This is a genomic window from Peribacillus sp. NPDC097675, from assembly GCF_050277655.1.
GTDB lineage: Bacteria > Bacillota > Bacilli > Bacillales > DSM-1321 > Peribacillus.
Genome location: NZ_JBNNSK010000010.1, coordinates 44,489 through 62,177 on the forward strand (window position 1 = coordinate 44,489; position 17,689 = coordinate 62,177).

Here is a 17,689-nt window from a genome sequence, read left to right on the forward strand (position 1 = left end):
AGGAAGCGTTTAAAGACATACACCAAATGGAGGTAAAATATGAAAACCACCTTACTTTTTTTGGCGGCAATCTTTCTTAGTTTTTTGACAGCTTGCGGCCAAAATGACAATGCGCTGAACAATGATTCAGAATACAGGGATCAAACCAGAGATGGCCATGAATTTGTGGGCAATCATACGAAGAAAGTATCTGATGATTGGGATAATGAAGCCGAACGGCCTTCCGATCAGCTTTTGAACACACCCCATCATACATCCAATAATTCCCCATCAATGGGACAAGAAGTAGACAATATCCGAGCCGCCATAAAATCCGAAACCGATTATGAAACAGGTATGGTATGGCATAACGGTAATACGATTCATGTGACCGTCCTCACCAAGGGGAAAATAAAGACGGATGAAGAAAGAAAAAGAGAAAAGAAAAGAGTGGAAGACATTATATTAAGGGCTGTGCCGCAATATAACATAGATGTGAAATTAAAGAAATAACCACAAATTTGAATCCGCTTTGACGTTGTTTATTCACCTATACTATAATTAACCATAGAAGTGAACTCGAATGAGGCGCTGAATTAGTTATATGTAGTAAATAAAAGATCCTTTCAATTTCATACAAAGTAGAGATTGGAAAACTTAAGAGGTGAATGATTTGTTTGATCGACTGCAAGCGGTAGAAGATAGATATGAAAGATTGAATGAACTGTTGAGTGACCCGGAAGTTATAAATGATACAAATAAGCTAAGGGAATTTTCCAAGGAACAAGCTAGTATACAGGAAACGGCTTCCACGTATAAAGAATATAAAGAGGTCCGAGATCAACACAAAGAAGCCAAGGCAATGCTTGAGGACAAACTGGATGCGGATATGCGCGAAATGGTTAAAGAGGAAATCAGTGAACTTGAATCCACAATTCAGGCTCTTGAGGAAAAACTGAAAATATTACTTATCCCCAAAGACCCTAACGACGATAAAAACGTTATTATGGAGATTCGTGGAGCGGCAGGCGGAGATGAAGCGGCTTTATTCGCAGGAAGCCTCTATCGGATGTATAGCCGTTTCGCTGAGGTGCAGGGTTGGAAAACGGAAGTAATCGAAGCAAGTCCTACGGGTCTGGGCGGTTACAAGGAAATCATTTTCATGATCAACGGAAATGGAGCCTATTCCAAATTGAAGTTCGAGAACGGGGCACATCGTGTTCAACGGGTACCGGAAACGGAATCGGGCGGACGCATTCATACATCCACTGCAACGGTCGCTGTTTTACCGGAAGCTGAGGAAGTGGAAATACAAATCCATGATAAGGATGTTCGCGTAGATACTTTTGCATCCAGCGGTCCAGGAGGACAAAGTGTTAATACGACCATGTCGGCGGTCCGGTTAACGCATATACCAACGAATACGGTAGTATCTTGTCAGGACGAAAAATCGCAAATCAAGAACAAGGAAAAAGCGATGAAAGTCTTACGGGCTCGTGTTTATGACAAAATCAATCGGGAAGTGCAGGCTGAATATGACCAAAATCGGAAGCTTGCAGTGGGTACGGGGGATCGTTCAGAACGAATCCGTACGTATAATTTCCCGCAAAACCGTGTGACGGACCACCGTATTGGCTTAACGATCCAAAAGTTGGACCAAATAATGGAAGGCAAGTTGGATGATGTCGTAGATGCACTAATCATGGAAGATCAATCATCAAGGCTGGAAAATGCAGATGAATAAACCGGTTGTGAAAGTATATGAAGCCCTGAAGTGGGCTTCTTCTTTTTTAATGGACAATAATCGTGATGCCAATGCAGGAGAACTTCTGCTGCAACATTATCTAAAGCAAACACGCTCCCAGTTGCTGGCCAACCTACATGATGAACTGAGCCCAGAGGATCTTGAACAGTTTAAGGCGGGAGTTACCCAACATATTAAAGGGAGACCGATTCAATATATAATGGGTAGTGAAGAATTTTATGGACGTACCTTCCTCGTGAATGAAGAGGTGTTGATCCCTAGGCCAGAGACGGAAGAATTGATTTATCATACAGTTCGAAAGCTTCCAAGCATTTTTAAGGGAAATCAGAAGCTGTATTTGGCAGATATCGGGACGGGTAGTGGAGCAATTGCCATAACGATGAAGCTTGAGGAGCCGGGCCTGGAAGTGACGGCCACAGATATCGCGGATCCTTCCCTTGAAGTGGCGAGGAAGAATGCTGAATTACTTGGGGCGGATGTGCAATTTATCCAAGGTGACTTACTACTGCCCTTCATTCAAGGAAAGAGGAAGGTGGACATCCTTTTATCCAATCCCCCATATATTCCGAATGACGATGAAAAGATGATGTCTACGGTCGTAACTGACCATGAGCCACATCGGGCTTTATTTGCTGGTGCAGATGGATTGGATTTTTATCGCCGTTTTATGGAGCAATTGCCCCAAGTCCTGCAAGTGCCAGGTCTAATTGGCTTTGAAGTGGGTGTAGGACAGGGTAAGGCAGTGGCCGAACTCTTAAAAGAAACGTTTGTACATGCAGAGGTTTCGATTGAAAATGATATCAATGGGAAAGATCGAATGGTCTTTGCTATATTGAAATGATTCGTCTCCAATGGGGGCGAATTTTTTTTGCAATTCTTTTTTATAGAAAGAAATCTTACCCTCGTTCATATTTACTAGTTTAAGATAGCCGGGAGTTGGCGAGACTATTTTCTATGAGGGGGGCGAGAGTAATGAAAACTAAGAATTTAGCCATTATTTATCTATTAATCTTAACAATAGGAACGATTGTAAGTATATACATGCCAAAGGTAGAGGCAGGCGGGACTGAAGCAACAATGGTAATACCTGATGAGGCCATTCGTCTTCGGATACTGGCTAACAGTGATAAGGAAGAAGACCAAGCTGTTAAACGCCTGATTCGTGACGAAGTGAATGCCGATATTACAGGGTGGGTAAAAGAACTTACCTCATTGGATGAAGCGAGAGAAGTGATTCAATCCCATTTGCCTGATATCCAGGAAACAGCCCGGGAAGTGATTCGGGAGAATGGTTTGGAACAGTCGGTGACCGTTGATTTTGGCCAAGCTGAATTTCCGACCAAGCTGTACGGGCAGTTTCTATATCCTGCAGGTGAGTACGAAGCCGTGATCATCACACTTGGTGATGGGGAAGGCGCTAATTGGTGGTGTGTATTATTTCCCCCATTATGTTTCCTTGATTTTTCAAATGGTACGGCAGTAAGTCAAAGCCCAATCGTAGAGGAAGAGCCGAAGGAAACGGTCAATGCTGAAAAAGCGAAGGTCTCCGATACTGTAGAGGAAACAAAAGTACAGGACAAGGATGAGAAAACTGAGGAATTGACAGAAAAGGGTAGAGAAGTTGAGGACGAGGAAAGTGTGGATGGAAAATTGACTGCCTCTGCTAAGACGGATAAACAAGTTTATGATGGGGAAAATGAATCTGAGGTTGAAGTGAAGTCATTATTTATGGAAATATTCCACGAGATTTTTTGAAATCGGGGGCAATGCCCTCGGTTTTTCGGTTGGAACAAATAAAATCGCATATATCCACAGGCTTATTAACAAAATATCGAAAAAATCAGTCTTTAATAGCTAATATCCACAATATTATCCACAGTTTACTAGCAGTTACCCACAATTTGTGGATAACACTTGAATAATGTGTATACTTCTTTTATACTTTCAAAGTATCTTTTGAGAATAAAACAGATAATAAGGCTTAAAAACGTTCATATTAAAGCAATTACCTAAAATTAGAAAAGTAAAAAAGCGAAGGTGTTAATAATGGAAACGAAAGTTTGGTTAGTGGATAAAAATGTGGATAATTTACAAAGTTATCCCCAGATCATAGAATCTGCCGAATTATTAGGGGCCAATCAAGTGGTTGCCTTTCCTACTGAAACCGTTTACGGGTTGGGAGCTAATGCAAAAAGCGATGAGGCAGTTAAAAAAGTGTTTGAAGCGAAGGGGCGACCAAGTGATAACCCATTGATCGTTCATATAGCTTCTAAAGAACAATTAATAGAGATAGTTGAAGAGATTCCGAAGAAAGCATGGAAACTGATGGCTGAATTTTGGCCGGGTCCGTTGACCTTGATCATGAAAAGAAAACCAGGACAGTTGTCAAACATAGTGACAGCTGGCTTAGATACAGTTGCGGTAAGGATGCCGAATCATCCTATTGCTCTTAGTCTTATTAAGGCGAGCGGTTTGCCCATAGCTGCACCAAGTGCGAATACCTCGGGGAAACCGAGCCCGACTTCCGCTAAGCATGTCGAGGATGACTTAGTCGGTCGAATTGCCGGTATTGTGGACGGTGGGGTAACCGGGGTAGGAGTTGAATCTACTGTGCTAGACTGTACAGTGGATGTCCCTGTAATACTAAGACCCGGCGGGGTGACTTTCGAACAAATCGAAGCGGTCATTGGTACGGTTAAGCAAGATGTTGCTTTGAAACATAAAGACGCGGCCCCAAAAGCTCCGGGCATGAAATATACACACTACGCACCGAAAGCGCCTCTTTTTTTGGTGAAAGGAAATCAAGCCTTTCTACAAAAACTTGTGAATGAAAAAAGGAGCGATGGACTAAAAGTCGGTGTAATTAGTTCTACTGAGCATCAGCATGAATATGAAGCGGACTATGTCATAGCGCCTGGATCATTGGCTGATTTACACACGGTAGCAGCAGGGTTGTATGATACGTTAAGACAGTTCGATGCACTAGATGCGGATATCATCTTTAGTGAAATGTTTCCGGAATCGGGTATTGGAGTCGCTGTTATGAACAGGCTAGTTAAAGCTGCAGGTCATCAAACCATTGAGGGAGACCTATAAGGACCAAACACGTTGGATATTTATCTTCTAATTCTTTTCGGACATGCATAACATGTAGTAGGCACGTCCGAGGGGGGTTGGAATGGATACGGTTGCTGGAGAAATAATCACCTTATTGCTCATGGCTTTTGCATTAGGGATGGACGCTTTTTCAGTCGGACTTGGAATGGGCATGTTCAAGCTAAGGATGAAGCAAATATTCTTCATTGGGCTGACAGTAGGCTTTTTTCATGTTTGGATGCCCCTGCTTGGAATGGGAGCGGGTCGTTTTATATCTGATAAATTTGGAACTTTTGCTACATATGCAGGCGGTCTTCTGTTAATTATTCTTGGCATCCAGATGTTCCTACCTGGAAAGGTGGGTGAATCGGGATCTAGAGAAAGCAAGATGCTTGCGCCGGTTGGAAAAGGGTTGTTAATTTTTGCATTAGGAGTGAGCCTTGATAGCTTTTCGGTGGGATTAACACTGGGGATTTATGGGGCAAAAACGATTTTGACCATTTTATGCTTTGGGGTGGCCGCCACTCTTTTAACGTGGGCGGGACTTCTGCTTGGGAGAAAAATGCAGGGTTTGCTTGGAGTGTACAGTGAAATTCTTGGGGGTAGTATTCTATGTGCATTTGGCCTAAAGCTGCTATTCTCCTTTTAGATAATATTCATTTCCTATCTTTTCACCCTCAAACTGTTCCGAAATACCGGAGCGGTTTTTTATTTGTTATCTACATAGGTCAAAGGATTTACGATTTTGCCATATTTTATTCGCATTTGTGGTAATTTTTATGTTATTTTAATTAAGAGTAGGTTATTAGACGGACTATCCAAAATGGATGTATGCCTTATAATGAATAAAAAAGGAGGCGTTACTTATGATCCGAGTATTATTCGTATGTACCGGCAACACGTGCAGAAGCCCTATGGCAGAAGCCATTTTAAAAAGCAAGAACATATCAGGTATCGAAGTAAGGTCAGCAGGCGTATATGCTTCATCTGGCCAGGACGCTTCTATGAATGCCAAAAGAGTGTTGGAAGAGAATGACATGTGGAATCAACACCGCTCAACACTGTTATCCAAGCAGGATATAGATTGGGCCACATATATTTTTACGATGACGGAAGGCCATAAATCAATCATTCTAAATACGTTCCCTGCTATAGAACATAAAACTTTTACTTTAAAAGAATTTGTTCAGGACGATAAATATGATAGAGACATAATGGATCCATTTGGAGGTCCGGAAGAGCTGTATAGGGAAACATTCATGGAGCTCCATGGATTAATTATAGAATTGGTTAAACGGCTTAAAGAGTGAGTCGACAGGGGGAAAAGGAATGGCGGAAAGAACACATTATAAGTTTGGTTTACGGAAGAAATTAGTTGTCTTCATTACAGTCCTTGCTTTAATCACTTATTCAACCTCGGCATTTTTCATTTTCATTGTTCATCCAATGTTTTTCAAAAATATCAGTTCGATAAGTTTTAGCATTGCTACTTTGTTACTAGGCATAATGTGGTCAGGTCTTCTTGCCTTTTTTGCAGCCGGTGTGATTACTAAACCCCTACAAAGGCTGGAAAAAGTTGCTTTGAGTGCAGCGCAGGGAAGTATAAATGAAGAAGTGGAACTTTCGAAGACGGATGATGAGATCCGTTCTTTGGGAACGGCCTTTAACTTAATGCTGTTTAACCTGCGGGAAATGGTACAAAGCATTGAAGGGAATTTTCAAGAGACCAATAATAAAGTCATTCATATTTCCCAAGAGTCTTCGAGAGCTTCGGAACAGGCTGAAAACATTGCAAGAACGATTGAAGAAATATCCAAAGGTGCAGATAGCTCGGCTGTTTCCATCATGAATACCGCAGAATCCATCGATGAAGTCATCTTGATCGCACAACAGGTTCAAACTAAAGCGAAGGCCTCCGTTGGACTTTCTAGTAAAATGGCTGAAGAACTGTTACAGAGTAAGGAAGTCATCAATTCCCTGGTTTCTGGGATAAAACAACTGGCTCAAGAAAACCACCAATCTCTCAAAACGGTCAAGCGTTTAGAGGGAAATGCGAAAAAAGTGGAGCAAATCATTGAACTTGTCGGTGATATAGCTGCCCAAACCAACCTTTTAGCGTTGAATGCTTCCATTGAGGCGGCCCGTGCCGGAGAACATGGAAAAGGATTTGCGGTTGTGGCGGAGGAAGTCCGTCTCTTGGCGGATGAGAGCGCAAAAGCTGTACAAGGAATTTCAAGCCTGATAAAAGATATTCAAGTTGAAGTTCAGGCGGTTGTGAAACAAATCACTGATCAGGTTGCTTCGGCAAATAAAGAGGCACAAAAAGGGACTGATACAGACGTAGCAATCGAAGGCATGACCAAAACGGTGCATAATGTTGTCGTGGCTGTCAAAGATATAACCGAGCTTGTCAACCGTCAAATGGAAAATGTCGAGGAAACATCAAGGCAGTCGCAGGAAGTGGCTGCCATTGCAGAAGAAACATCTGCTGGAGCGGAAGAAGTAACGGCTGCTACCCATGAACAGGCCTCAGTGATGGAGAACGTAGATAAATTGGCCATGGAGCTTAAAGAGCAAGCGGACAAACTAAAGCAGACCATCACTCGTTTTCATACGTAAGATTATTTAGAAACAGGAAATCATTCGCTGATTTCCTGTTTTGCATATAGGTGACCAGCTTCACTTTATCTTTTCATAATTTTGTGACACAATAAAATAAATAAGAACATCTAGGAGGACTTTATTATGAAAGTTGCCATCGCATCAGATCATGGAGGAATCCATATCCGTGAAGAAATAAAGAACCTAATGAATGAGTTGAATATACAATTTGAAGATTTTGGCTGTGACTGCACTACATCCGTGGATTATCCGGACTATGCCTTGCCTGTTGCCGAAAAAGTGGCTAAAGGTGAGTTTGATTGTGGAATCTTAATTTGTGGTACTGGCATTGGAATGAGCATTGCCGCCAATAAAGTTAAAGGGATACGATGCGCACTGGTTCATGATGTGTATAGTGCAAAATTGACCCGCCAGCATAATAACAGTAACGTTCTGGCGATGGGGGAACGCGTCATCGGTCCGGGACTTGCTAGGGAAATCGCCGAAACATGGTTAACATCTGAATTTGAGGGTGGCCGACACGAAAACCGAATTAGTAAGATTACAGAGTATGAAGGAAAAGATAGCTAATACCGGTCAACGTTCGTTAAGAACCATCTTGCGAGGTATCCATGATGAAAGGATGCGTTTTTCATGACAAGTGATGCTTTGTTTTCAGAAGAGCTCGAGGTTTGGAAAACACAGTTTCGAAAACTGTTACAGGAATTCCAGAAAACAGCCGTTTTAAAGAAGCAACAACTATTAGTCATTGGCTGCTCTACAAGTGAAGTGGTCGGAAAACGAATAGGCACCGAGGGTACACTTGATGTGGCGGGGATGATTTTTACCGTAGTGAAGGAATTTCAAGAAGAAACGGGAGTCCAGGTTGCATATCAATGTTGTGAACACTTGAATAGGGCCCTAGTCCTTCCTAGGGTATCGGCGGATTCCCGAGGCTACGAAGAAGTGGCGGTTATCCCTGTAAGAACAGCAGGGGGATCGATGGCCACCTATGCCTTTGGGCAATGGGATGATGCCGTTGTTGTCGAGCATATCAAGGCTGATGCAGGAATTGATATTGGTGATACCTTTATTGGCATGCACCTGAAGCACGTCGCTGTTCCTGTTAGAACGTCGATTAAAGAAATAGGCCATGCACATGTGACTTTGGCAAAAACTCGCCCGAAACTGATTGGCGGAGAACGTGCCGTATATCACAATGCTTCTGAAAACAAAAGCTGTACGTAATAGAAAAGAACAACAGCATGCCTAATTGGGGATGCTGTTTTTAATGATGAGAGAAATAAAGTTCGTGTTATATGCTAATCATTCTAATGATAAAGTTTTTTAATGATTAACTTAACTGAAAAGATAGATTTTTCGAAAATATCTATTAAAACACGAACGTTATATAAATGCAATTGGAATAATATTCGATTAAAATAAGCTACCACTTCTAAAATAGGCATGTTAAAATAGAGTAGAATTTTCAAACAATTCTAGCCGAGGCTTTTTCATGTCTTTTTGAGGGCATGTTGTACATAATGGAAAAAGCGAATATCCGCACACATGGAGGAGGAATTACGGAATGAATCGTTTAGCGAAACAAGATGAACAAGTATTTAACGCAATCCAACTGGAATTAGGGCGACAAAGAAGCAAGATCGAGCTTATTGCCTCTGAGAACTTCGTAAGTGAAGCTGTCATGGAAGCTCAAGGATCTGTTCTAACCAATAAATATGCAGAAGGATATCCTGGCAAACGCTATTATGGCGGCTGCGAATATGTCGATATCGTAGAAGATTTAGCACGCGACCGCGCCAAGGAAATATTTGGTGGCGAGTATGTGAATGTCCAACCTCACTCAGGTGCTCAAGCGAATATGGCTGTTTACTTTACTGTTCTTCAAACAGGCGATACAGTGCTTGGAATGAATCTTTCCCATGGCGGACATTTGACGCATGGAAGTCCGGTTAACTTTAGTGGAGTTAACTACAATTTTGTTGAATATGGGGTAGATGAAAAAGATCACCGCATTGATTATAATGATGTATTGGAAAAAGCTCGTCAGCATAAACCAAAATTGATCGTCGCGGGCGCTAGTGCCTATCCGCGGGAAATTGATTTTAAACGATTCCGTGAAATTGCGGATGAAGTTGGGGCATATTTAATGGTCGACATGGCGCATATTGCAGGTTTAGTAGCTGTAGGTTTGCATCCAAGTCCAGTGCCTTATGCTGATTTCGTAACGACAACTACTCACAAGACACTTCGCGGGCCACGTGGCGGCATGATCATATGTAAAGAAGAGTTCGGCAAAAAAATCGATAAATCAATCTTCCCAGGTATTCAAGGTGGACCATTGATGCATGTTATTGCAGCTAAGGCAGTCGCGTTCGGTGAAGTCCTTCAAGATGATTTTAAAGGGTATGCTCAACAAATTATCGATAATGCTAAACGTTTGGGTGAAGGCCTAAAGAAAGAAGGATTTACTCTTGTCTCAGACGGCACAGACAACCATTTGATATTGCTTGATGTTCGCTCTACAGGACTGACAGGAAAAATTGCAGAAAAAGCATTGGATGAAATCGGAATCACCGTTAATAAAAATGCAATCCCATATGATCCGGAAAAACCATTCGTAACAAGTGGTATCCGTATTGGAACAGCAGCAGTGACCTCTCGTGGCTTCGTTTTAGAAGAGATGGATGAAATTGCGGCGATCATTGGTCTTGTATTGAAAAATAATGAAGATGAAGCGAAACTTGAAGAAGCGAAACAACGTGTTGAAGCTTTAACAAGTAAGTTCAATTTGTATCCTTCATTCTAAGAATTGCACCGCTTCCTTTTAGGAGCGGTTTTTTTTAAGGTGAACACAAGGTAAATCAAATGTAGAATACTGAACAATCTTAATATTAAAAATAAGTCTGACATCTAAACCTTTATTGAAGATTGAATCTTTTTTCTGTAGAATGAGTAGAAGTGAAATTTATAGGGCATAAAAAGACCTTACATGTAGAGAAATAAACACTGGAATTGGAGAGATGAAAAGTGGGAAAAGTTTATGTTTTTGATCACCCGTTAATTCAACACAAATTAGCTTATATCCGCGATATAAATACTGGTACCAAAGAATTCCGTGAATTAGTAGATGAAGTGGCATCATTAATGGCATTTGAAATCACTAGAGATATGCAACTTGAAGAAGTGGAAATCCAAACGCCAGTCAGCAAGGCTAAAGTGAAGATGCTATCCGGTAAGAAAGTGGGCATCGTTCCCATTCTACGTGCAGGTATAGGAATGGTTGATGGAATCATTAAATTGATACCAGCTGCAAAAGTAGGACATGTTGGTCTGTACCGTGACCCTGAAACACTGCAACCGGTTGAGTACTATGTGAAAATGCCAAGTGATTTGGCAGAAAGAGAATGCATTGTCGTTGACCCGATGTTAGCTACAGGCGGTTCAGCCATCGAAGCAATCCATTCCATTAAGAAACGTGGGGCAGTCAATATCAAATTCATGTGCCTCATTGCAGCTCCAGAAGGAGTAGAGGCGTTGAAAGAAGCGCATCCGGATGTTGATATATACATTGCAGGACTTGATGAAAAATTGGATGATCACGGATATATCGTTCCAGGTCTAGGTGACGCAGGAGATCGTTTATTCGGCACAAAATAGAAAGAAACTGAGGTGTCACGAATGAAACAACCGATCAAGGTCATGACAATTTTCGGAACGAGGCCTGAAGCTGTCAAAATGGCTCCCTTAGTACTCGAATTTCAAAAACACCCAGAATTTTTCAAACCCATTGTTGCTGTAACGGCACAACATCGACAAATGTTAGATCAAGTCTTGGACTTGTTTTCCATAAAACCTGATTACGATTTGAATATTATGAAGGAAAGGCAAACTCTTGCAGATATTACGACGAGAGCTTTAAGCGGGCTTGATTCCGTAATGAAAGAAGCCAAGCCCGATATTGTACTTGTACATGGTGATACAACGACAACCTTTGTTGCGAGTTTAGCCGCCTTTTACAATCAAATCGTCATCGGGCATGTAGAAGCGGGGCTACGTACTTGGAATAAATATTCCCCGTATCCCGAAGAAATGAATCGTCAACTAACGGGTACGATGGCCGACCTACATTTCGCGCCGACTGCGAAAGCGGAAGAGAACTTAATGAACGAAAACAAAAAAGATAATATCTTCGTGACTGGGAATACGGCAACGGATGCTTTGAAAACGACCGTTCGCTCCACCTATTCACATCCGGTATTAACGGGGTTGGGCACCGACAGGCTCATTTTACTCACGGCCCATCGCAGGGAAAACCTGGGGGAACCGATGCGTAATATCTTCAGAGCTGTAAAAAGAATCGTTGCAGATCATGAGGATGTTCAAGTGGTTTATCCAGTTCACTTGAATCCTGCTGTTCAAGAACTTGCAAATGCTATTCTCGGTGATGACCCTCGTATCCATTTAATTGAACCGTTGGATGTATTGGACTTTCACAATTTTGCTTCGAGGGCCTATTTGATTTTGACAGACTCAGGTGGGATTCAAGAAGAAGCTCCTTCATTAGGAGTTCCTGTCCTTGTATTGCGTGATACAACTGAACGTCCGGAAGGAATCAAAGCAGGTACCTTGAAGCTTGCGGGAACGGACGAACAGACGATTGTTCACATGGCATATGAGCTGTTGAATAACCCTGAAGAACACCAAAAAATGTCCAAGGCCTCTAACCCCTATGGTGACGGAAACGCTTCGGTCCGTATTGCTGAAGCGGTCCGCTATTATTTCAAGCAAATAAATGAACCGCCAACAAGATTTGAATAATAAAAAAGGAAAAGCCAACTTAACGGCTTTTCCTTTTTTATTGCATACTCCTCAACAGTTGAGAAAAAGATAATTGCTAAGGAGTGTGAGTGTTTTGAAAGCGATAATTTTAACTTTTTTCATATTCTTATCTTCATTCCTCGTCCCACTTGAAAAAGGATTTTCATCTGTCATCCTTCCCCCGCTGCCCAACACGGCTGACTTTAAAAAAGTGACGGTTGTTGTGACGATGGATCAACCGATAGGGAAAGGGAAGGTCTTGAAGTTACTTGAAAAATACCCGTCTTTAAAACTACGAAAGATCTATTCGACTGCCATTGACGGATTTTCAGTACAAGGAGACAGAGCTGAAGTGGAAAGGCTTTGGAAGGAGAAAAATATACAGGCAGTCTCGGAAGTCTCGAATTACCATGCGGTGATCGATGAAAGTGTTCCGTATATTGGTGGGGACCGTGTTAGGAGTATCTTTGATAAGAGGCATAGGAGGATTACTGGAAAAGGAGTAAAAGTTGGAATTATTGATACAGGCATCGATTACACCCATCCGGATCTACAACATGCATATAGGGGTGGCAAGGATTTAGTGGATGACGATGCGGACCCAATGGAAACAAAAAACCAGGGAGATTTGGATACGATTCATGGAACCCATGTGGCTGGCATCATTGCAGCGAATGGTAAATTGAGGGGAGTGGCCCCGGAAGCTGAAATATATGCTTATCGTGCTTTAGGACCTGGGGGGTCAGGGGATACCGAACAAGTTTTGGCTGCCATCGAATCAGCGATAAAGGATCAAGTCGATGTGTTGAACCTATCCCTTGGCAATGATATCAATGGACCAGACCTACCTATTTCCCTTGCCTTAAACAAAGCAGTGGAATCCGGAATCGTTGCTGTTACTTCCAACGGTAATTCAGGTCCTGCCGTTTGGACGGTCGGATCACCCGGAACCTCGGAGAAAGCTATATCGGTCGGGGCATCAACTCCTCCCATGAAGATTCCTGTAATGATTTACGGGCTTGGTGCCAGTAAATATCAATCGAACCTATCCTTGTTGCAGGGATCATCTAGGTGGAACTTTACTTTCTCGGAAGGTATCACCTATGGAGGACTGGGAAAGGAAAATGAGATAAAGAACGCGAAGGATAAAATCGTATTGTTGGAGCGCGGTTTACTCACCTTTCAAGAAAAAGTAACCAACGCTGAAAGGGCGGGGGCAAAGGGAGTCATCATATTTAATAATACAAATGGATCTTTTACCGGTAGCCTGGAGAAAGAGACGAAGATTCCAGTTGCTTCTATTAATAGAAAAGATGGGATGCGTCTTAAAAATGAATTGGTGGAAGATGTATCAAAAAAGGTCCACTTTACTTTTAAGAAGGAGCAGGATAGATTGGCTGACTTTAGCTCAAGGGGACCTGTAACCGTTTCATGGAATATTAAACCCGATGTGCTTGCCCCGGGAGTTGACATTAATAGCACAATCCCAAATGGATATATGATCCTAGCGGGAACGAGTATGTCTGCCCCGCACGTGGCTGGAGCATGCGCCCTTATCTTACAAAAACATCCGGACTGGAATCCGGAACAAGTAAAGTCAGCGTTGATGAGTACTTCCAAACCCTTAAGTAAATCTAGTCACCAGCTATACCATACTTATGAACAAGGAGCAGGCCGTATTCAAATTGATGAAGCTTTAAAAGCAGACACGGTTTTACATCCAAGTTCCCTATCATTTGGGATGTACACCAAAAGGGATGGAATCGAAGAGCACCATCAAACGTTGAGTCTTGAAAATACAGGAAATAGCAGAAGGCGTTATACGTTAGTTGTCCCTTTGCAAGAAAAGGGGCTCATATGGGACTTACCTCAGTCCTTTATTCTAAAGCCTGGTGATAAGAAAGTAGTTCACGTGGGGCTTCAAGTAAGTCCGAAAAAACTTAATAAGGGAGTGTATGACGGTTACCTTTCCATAATGGAAGGCAGTAAAAAGATATCCCTCCCCTATCTATATGTAAAAGAAGAACCCAATTATCCTAGAGTGATGGGATTCGAGTTTGGGAAAGGAGACCAAGCGAGTACGTACCGTTATGAAATGTATCTCCCTAGAGGGGCAGAGGAATTCGGAATTGCTCTTTATGAAGCAGATAGTTTGAGGTTTGCGGGATTTCTGGATTGGTCCAGACCAGCGGCGGCTGGATTAACCAAAAAAACCATTATGAAGAAGGACTTGCCACCCAATGGAATGTATAAGGCCATTATCTTTGCAAGAAGGGGAGGGAGGGAAGATCGAATAGAAAAGACGTTACTTATTGAGTGAACAATAGAGATATGTAAAATAAAATCTATGTCAATGGCTAAAAAAAGATATTCTGTGAACAATTCAGTAATATTTACAAACCTGTGACAAATTTCACTAACCACTCATTGACAATGAAACTAGCCTATTGTATGCTAACTAAGGATGTAAAATGAGAGGGTTTTCAAATGCCCGACATGCAGAATTATACAGCATGGATTTTTTTTCTATCCTCCACCAAATTCAACCGCGAGGATGCAACTTTTCATCAAAAAAATCGCCTTCCTTTATGGCTATGGCTGTTGCTTTGATGTTAGCGATTCTTTCTCAACTAGTCGGATCTTTTGTCATCCGTTTCACTTTCTTAGGGAGATGTATGGACACTATGATTCGAACCGCTGCAATTAATAATTGGCCTTCTTTGTGGACTAGCATTAGTTAGTTTACAAGCAATGCTCCATTCAGTACGAAAATATTTCTCAGGAGATTAAATGTAAAATGCCAGAAATAAAAATCATGTTCAACAGGCAGAGTAAATATATAGTTTATCTTCTGGCGGTTTATGTTGTTGGATGGGGACTTACGAGTTACCAAGCCGTGTTTGCGGGGCTTATACTGGGTACGATTTTGAGTTTGTATAATTTATGGCTGATTAACCAAAAAATCAAGAAATTCAGTCGAGCACTTGATGAGGGCAAAAAAGTCAAGTCTCTTGGTACATTGACACGAATGGCATCCGCAGGTTTTGCGGTACTCGTTGCATTGGAATATCCGGAGCATTTTCATCTGATTAGTGTTGTATGGGGATTAATGACAGCTTATATTGTCATTTTTATAGATTTTTTCATCCAATTAATACGTCGATAGCGGGGAAGAGAGGTGAATATAGTTGAATCATGAAGCACCCTTACATGAATTTATGGGTCTAACCTTTAACTTAAGTAATGTCCTAATGATAACGATAGCAAGCCTAGTTGTATTTATTCTTGCAGTAATTAGTACACGCAAGCTTGCAATGAAGCCAACTGGCATGCAGAATTTCATGGAATGGATTATGGATTTCGTTAAGGGTATTATCAATAGTAATATGGACTGGAGAACAGGTGGTCAGTTTCAACTGCTTGGTATGACTTTGCTGATGTACATATTTGTGTCCAATATGCTCGGTCTTCCATTTGCAATTAGTTACGATGGTGTCCTTTGGTGGAAATCACCAACAGCCGACCCAGTTATCACTTTGACTCTTGCGGTCATGGTCTTAGGTTTAACGCATTACTATGCTATAAAAATGAAAGGCGCGAAGGGTTACTTCAAAGCTTATAAAAACCCAATGACTTTCGTAGAGGAATTTACCAATTCCTTGACACTTGGTCTGCGTCTATATGGTAATATTTATGCTGGTGAAGTTTTACTAAGCTTACTAGCCGGTACTTTAGCCATGCATGGAGCCCTAGGATTTGTTGGAGCAATCGTTCCTACATTAGTATGGCAAGGCTATAGTATTTTCGTCGGCAGTATCCAAGCATTTATCTTTGTTACGTTAACAATGGTTTATCTGTCTCATAAAGTCAGTGACGACCATTAATTATAAGTTCATTTAGAACTGAAATAATAAAATTTTGATACAATTTTAAGGAGGATATTTATAATGACAGGTTCAGTAGGTCTTCTTGCAGCAGCAATCGCAATTGGTTTAGCAGCACTAGGTGCAGGTATTGGTAATGGTCTTATCGTTTCAAGAACAGTAGAGGGTATCGCTCGTCAACCAGAAGCTCGCGGTATGCTTCAAACAACAATGTTCATCGGTGTAGGTTTAGTTGAGGCAATGCCTATCATCGCAGTAGTTATCGCATTCATGGTATATGGTGGTTAATAGAACCTTTAAAAAGTTCAAAAATGGCGAAGTTCGTTCCATGTGAACCTTCGCCTTTCCTTTATGTCCACAATCCTGTTTTAATACATTTTAAGAGCACAGTTTTCTAAAAGTTCATTTATAAATGAACGCTTAAGAAGTGAAACTCGTGAAGGGAGTGAACCAAGCGTGTTAACAAGCAGCTTTGTACTTGGGTCATCAACTGCCGGCTTCAATGGCGGAGATATGATATTCCAATTAGTTATGTTTATAATTTTGTTAGCGTTGCTGAAGAAATTTGCATGGGGTCCTCTAATGGGCATCATGACTCAACGTGAAGAACATGTTGCAAATGAAATTCAAGCAGCTGAAGCTAGCAGACTAGAAGCACTTAAATATTTAGAAGAACAACGTGAGATCGTTAAGCAATCTCGCACGGAAGCTGGACAACTTATCGAAAACGCAAAACTTCAAGGTGAAGCACAGCGTGAAGATATCGTGAAACAAGCACGTCTTGAAGCTGATCGTGTGAAAGAATCAGCTAAGCGTGAAATCGTACAGGAAAAAGAAAAAGCCATCAATGCATTACGCGAGCAAGTGGCATCTCTATCCGTACTTATTGCTTCTAAAGTAATTGAAAAAGAATTATCTGAAGCTGATCAAGAGCAATTGATTAACGAATACATTCAAGAGGCAGGAGAAGGGAAATGAGCGATATAACAGTAGCAAAACGTTATGCCGTTGCCCTTTTCCAAATTGCAAAAGAGCAAAACCTCATTAACCAACTTGAATCTGAACTTCGCGTAGTAAATGAAGTTTTTACGAATGATAATGAGCTATTAGGGTTTTTAGCTCATCCTAAAATGACTAAAGATGCTAAACGTGCTGTTATTATCAATGCATTTACAAGCATTTCTCCATCCATTCTTAACACTGTATTGTTAATGGTAGAACGTCATCGTACAGATGAAGTACCTGCCATGGCAAAAGAGTTTATTGAACTTGCAAATGAAGAAAATTCAGTGGCGGATGCTACTGTCTATACAGTTCGTCCATTAACTGAAAACGAAATGGAAGCAGTGTCTTCATCTTTTGCTGCAAAAATCGGCAAAAAACATTTACGCATTACTAATGTTACGGATAGCAATATTCTTGGCGGCATCAAACTTCAAATCGGTAACCGTATTTATGACGGAACGATTAGCGGTAAGCTTGATCGCCTAAGCAAACAACTATTAGGTTAATATTCACAGAT

At 41.4% G+C, this 17,689-nt stretch carries 19 protein-coding genes; all 19 read left to right on the forward strand.

Annotation, left to right across the window (positions count from 1 at the left end):
* Window positions 1-39 precede the first annotated feature (39 nt).
* The 19 genes from ACQKL5_RS15380 to ACQKL5_RS15470 all read left to right on the forward strand — a co-directional run bounded on the left by ACQKL5_RS15380 (window position 40) and on the right by ACQKL5_RS15470 (window position 17,678).
* Window positions 40-492, forward strand: coding sequence for a hypothetical protein (locus ACQKL5_RS15380; RefSeq protein WP_427609763.1), 453 nt, complete (start codon window positions 40-42; stop codon window positions 490-492).
* A 160-nt stretch (window positions 493-652) separates the two neighbouring features.
* Complete coding sequence (gene prfA, locus ACQKL5_RS15385) at window positions 653-1,723, forward strand: peptide chain release factor 1 (protein WP_427609764.1); 1,071 nt, start codon at window positions 653-655, stop codon at window positions 1,721-1,723.
* On the forward strand, window positions 1,710-2,585 hold the full coding sequence (prmC, locus tag ACQKL5_RS15390; RefSeq protein ID WP_427609765.1) for a peptide chain release factor N(5)-glutamine methyltransferase: 876 nt from the start codon (window positions 1,710-1,712) through the stop codon (window positions 2,583-2,585). Before prfA ends, prmC begins: the two co-directional genes overlap by 14 nt.
* Window positions 2,586-2,716: 131 nt before the next feature.
* Window positions 2,717-3,499, forward strand: a complete 783-nt coding sequence (gene spoIIR / locus ACQKL5_RS15395) for a stage II sporulation protein R (RefSeq protein WP_427609766.1) — start codon at window positions 2,717-2,719, stop codon at window positions 3,497-3,499.
* A 291-nt stretch (window positions 3,500-3,790) separates the two neighbouring features.
* The gene (locus tag ACQKL5_RS15400) at window positions 3,791-4,840 is read left to right on the forward strand and encodes an L-threonylcarbamoyladenylate synthase (protein WP_427609767.1); all 1,050 of its coding nucleotides are present in this window, start codon (window positions 3,791-3,793) and stop codon (window positions 4,838-4,840) included.
* An 82-nt stretch (window positions 4,841-4,922) separates the two neighbouring features.
* Window positions 4,923-5,489, forward strand: coding sequence for a manganese efflux pump MntP family protein (locus ACQKL5_RS15405; protein ID WP_427609768.1), 567 nt, complete (start codon window positions 4,923-4,925; stop codon window positions 5,487-5,489).
* Window positions 5,490-5,706: 217 nt separating this feature from the next.
* Window positions 5,707-6,150: a low molecular weight protein arginine phosphatase gene (locus ACQKL5_RS15410; RefSeq protein ID WP_427609769.1), complete on the forward strand. Its 444-nt coding sequence runs from the start codon at window positions 5,707-5,709 to the stop codon at window positions 6,148-6,150.
* Between the two features lie 19 nt (window positions 6,151-6,169).
* Complete coding sequence (locus ACQKL5_RS15415; RefSeq protein WP_427609770.1) at window positions 6,170-7,459, forward strand: methyl-accepting chemotaxis protein; 1,290 nt, start codon at window positions 6,170-6,172, stop codon at window positions 7,457-7,459.
* 126 nt (window positions 7,460-7,585) lie between these two features.
* Window positions 7,586-8,032: a ribose 5-phosphate isomerase B gene (gene rpiB, locus ACQKL5_RS15420; protein WP_427609771.1), complete on the forward strand. Its 447-nt coding sequence runs from the start codon at window positions 7,586-7,588 to the stop codon at window positions 8,030-8,032.
* Between the two features lie 63 nt (window positions 8,033-8,095).
* Window positions 8,096-8,689: a TIGR01440 family protein gene (locus ACQKL5_RS15425; RefSeq protein WP_427609772.1), complete on the forward strand. Its 594-nt coding sequence runs from the start codon at window positions 8,096-8,098 to the stop codon at window positions 8,687-8,689.
* 340 nt (window positions 8,690-9,029) lie between these two features.
* Window positions 9,030-10,271, forward strand: a complete 1,242-nt coding sequence (glyA, locus tag ACQKL5_RS15430) for a serine hydroxymethyltransferase (RefSeq protein WP_427609773.1) — start codon at window positions 9,030-9,032, stop codon at window positions 10,269-10,271.
* A gap of 221 nt (window positions 10,272-10,492) precedes the next feature.
* On the forward strand, window positions 10,493-11,122 hold the full coding sequence (gene upp / locus ACQKL5_RS15435) for a uracil phosphoribosyltransferase (RefSeq protein ID WP_427609774.1): 630 nt from the start codon (window positions 10,493-10,495) through the stop codon (window positions 11,120-11,122).
* Between the two features lie 21 nt (window positions 11,123-11,143).
* The gene (gene wecB, locus ACQKL5_RS15440) at window positions 11,144-12,283 is read left to right on the forward strand and encodes a non-hydrolyzing UDP-N-acetylglucosamine 2-epimerase (RefSeq protein ID WP_427609775.1); all 1,140 of its coding nucleotides are present in this window, start codon (window positions 11,144-11,146) and stop codon (window positions 12,281-12,283) included.
* Between the two features lie 85 nt (window positions 12,284-12,368).
* Window positions 12,369-14,603 carry a S8 family serine peptidase gene (locus tag ACQKL5_RS15445; RefSeq protein ID WP_427609776.1) on the forward strand — a complete coding sequence of 745 codons (2,235 nt, stop codon included), beginning with the start codon at window positions 12,369-12,371 and terminating at the stop codon, window positions 14,601-14,603.
* Window positions 14,604-15,080: 477 nt separating this feature from the next.
* The gene (locus ACQKL5_RS15450) at window positions 15,081-15,449 is read left to right on the forward strand and encodes an ATP synthase subunit I (protein WP_402870330.1); all 369 of its coding nucleotides are present in this window, start codon (window positions 15,081-15,083) and stop codon (window positions 15,447-15,449) included.
* 22 nt (window positions 15,450-15,471) lie between these two features.
* A complete protein-coding gene (atpB, locus tag ACQKL5_RS15455; protein WP_427609777.1) occupies window positions 15,472-16,167 on the forward strand; it encodes a F0F1 ATP synthase subunit A in 696 nt (231 codons plus the stop codon).
* A gap of 63 nt (window positions 16,168-16,230) precedes the next feature.
* Entirely contained in the window at window positions 16,231-16,455 is a 225-nt protein-coding gene (gene atpE / locus ACQKL5_RS15460) for a F0F1 ATP synthase subunit C (RefSeq protein ID WP_048685857.1), read from the forward strand.
* 168 nt (window positions 16,456-16,623) lie between these two features.
* Entirely contained in the window at window positions 16,624-17,145 is a 522-nt protein-coding gene (atpF, locus tag ACQKL5_RS15465) for a F0F1 ATP synthase subunit B (protein ID WP_427609778.1), read from the forward strand.
* Entirely contained in the window at window positions 17,142-17,678 is a 537-nt protein-coding gene (locus ACQKL5_RS15470) for a F0F1 ATP synthase subunit delta (protein WP_427609779.1), read from the forward strand. The genes atpF and ACQKL5_RS15470 overlap by 4 nt, the downstream gene beginning before the upstream one ends.
* The last annotated feature ends 11 nt before the right edge of the window (window positions 17,679-17,689 follow it).